Genomic DNA, 2104 nt, shown 5'->3' with positions numbered 1-2104 from the left:
CTCACACCCCGCAACAATTACCCAACCTCACAAATCGACGCCGGGAATGGCTCACTGACTCGATGTTGAACGGCGGGTTCCGCCAGGTGCCGCCGACGTGCCACTGCGCGGCTGCGCCCCCCTTTTCGAGGTTGAAGACGTACACCAGCCGGTTGTCCTCGTAGCGGTGCAGCCACCTGGGATGGTCGAACGGCTTGTCGAAGATCTGCACGGCCTTCACGTGCGCGTCCGGTGTGAGGTGCTGGCCGCGGAAGACCAGGACCTTGTGCTTCCAGAAGTCCTCGCGCAGGGCTTCGGCGGTGGCGTCGTCGACGGCGCCGGTCAGGTCGACGCCGACGATCTCGGCGCCGAGGACGGGGCTGGCCGGGCGGGTTTCGTAAAGCGCGGTTCGGGTGGCGGTCACCGTGACCCCCTCTGTGTGAGAGCTGGAAAACTCGATCGGAGACGAAGTAGCGCAGCGGCCCCTCGGCGCAGGTGGCGACGGCGCTCGGCACCCGCTATCCGGAAGACGGAAGAATGCGCGCGGCGTGGGCGCCGAAGGGCCTTCGTCACCCGAACGCGGCCGGTATGCCGAACACCGGAACCTGACGAGCGTCGCACCGCGGCGGAAGCACCGTCAACCTTCCGATCAATTCATTACGCGATTACTGCCGGACTGTTTCTTCAGACGACCGCCGCCAGCGCCACGCATCGCCCTCGGGTGGCACTGGCAGGTCCGATCGGCCGAAGATCATCGACAGGGGCTGTCACGGATCGGACACGACCGATCCTGATTGGGTGGCAACGCGCGAGGGCGGGTGGGCGTCAACTTTATGTCGGGATCCTGGTACCGGGAACTCGCTGAGCCGCGGGGAGAGGCCATGTTGACGCCTTTACAGGCAGCAGACCCGCGGCGGGTCGGTCCATATCAAGTCCGCCAACGCATCGGTTCCGGTGGCATGGGAATCGTCTACCTGGCGTTCAGTCCCGACGGCCAGCCGGTCGCCCTCAAGGTGCCGCTTCGGCGCATGCTCCGCAAAGACGGCTTCCGCGTTCGCTTCGGCGTCGAGGCCGCGAGCCGGGTGCGCGGACGGTTCGTGGCCGCCGTGGTGGACGCCGACGTGGACGCCGAGCAGCCCTGGTACGCCGCCGAATACGTCGAGGGTGCCAGCCTCGCCTCGGCGGTCACCACCCATGGACCGCTGGCGGGCCGGATGCTCGACTCGCTGGCATCCAGGCTGGCCGAGGCGCTGGTGGCCATTCACGCCGGCGGGGTCGTTCACCGCGACATCAAGCCGGCCAACATCATCCTCGCGTGGGACGGCCCCAAGGTCATCGACTTCGGGATCGCGCGGTCCGTCGACACCACGAACCACACCCGCACCGGCGCGGTGCTCGGCACCGGCCTGTGGATGGCACCCGAGCAGATCCGCGGCGAACGAGCCGGATCGGCCACGGACGTGTTCGCCTGGGGAGCCTGCGTGGTCTTCGCGGCGAGTGGGCGGCCGCCGTTCGACAGCGAAAGCATCGAGGCGGTCGCCGTGCGGATTCTGCGGACGGAGCCGGACCTCGTCGGTGTCCCGGAACATCTCGCGCAGATCGTCAGACGGGCACTCGAGAAGGATCCGGCGGCGCGTCCGACGGCGGCGGATCTCGCCTCCCGGCTCGCCGAGAACGGCACCACGCCGGACTGCGCGGACGAAGCGATCACCTCTGCGCCCACGCCCGGGGGCCGCGGCGGCAACGGTGCTAGCGCTGGCGGTGCCAACGCGGTCGACGCCGACACAGGCGGCGATGGCTACACAGGCGGCGGTGCGGGCCGTCAGCCGGGTTCGGCCGGTCCGCGAGGCCGTCGGCGGGCCGTGCCGGTCGTGGCGGTGGGTGCCGCGTGCCTGCTCCTGCTGCTCGCGGCGGTGGCCTGGGCGGTGCTCCCAACCGGCCGGCCTGGTCTCTCAGGAGCCCGAGCCCAGGCCGGGGTGACGGCCAGGGCGCCGGCCGGTTCGACCACCGGCTCGGTCGGCCCGACGGCCACCACGCCAGCTGATTCGAGCACAGGCGCGGTCGATGTCTCCCCGACCGGCGGGCCGGCGGGCGCGGGCGTGACCACCTCGCCGAGCCCGGTGCC

Annotated in this window: 2 protein-coding genes; one reads left to right on the top strand and one right to left on the bottom strand. The window is 70.3% G+C overall.

The genetic code is table 11. The annotated features are described in order from the left end of the window. Position 1: 1 nt before the first annotated feature. On the bottom strand, positions 2-403 hold the full coding sequence (locus G6R25_RS23635) for a TauD/TfdA dioxygenase family protein (protein ID WP_235949507.1): 402 nt from the start codon (positions 401-403) through the stop codon (positions 2-4). A gap of 535 nt (positions 404-938) precedes the next feature. Between G6R25_RS23635 and G6R25_RS25660 the strand changes: the two genes are divergently transcribed. Beyond that, the coding region (locus G6R25_RS25660) for a serine/threonine-protein kinase (protein WP_235949505.1) at positions 939-2104 on the top strand (1166 nt) is incomplete at its 3' end.

The sequence above is a fragment of the Candidatus Frankia alpina genome, assembly GCF_902806485.1.
GTDB lineage: Bacteria > Actinomycetota > Actinomycetes > Frankiales > Frankiaceae > Frankia > Frankia alpina.
The sequence above is the reverse complement of the archived record's forward strand: the minus strand, read 5'-3'. Positions and strand labels throughout refer to the sequence as shown.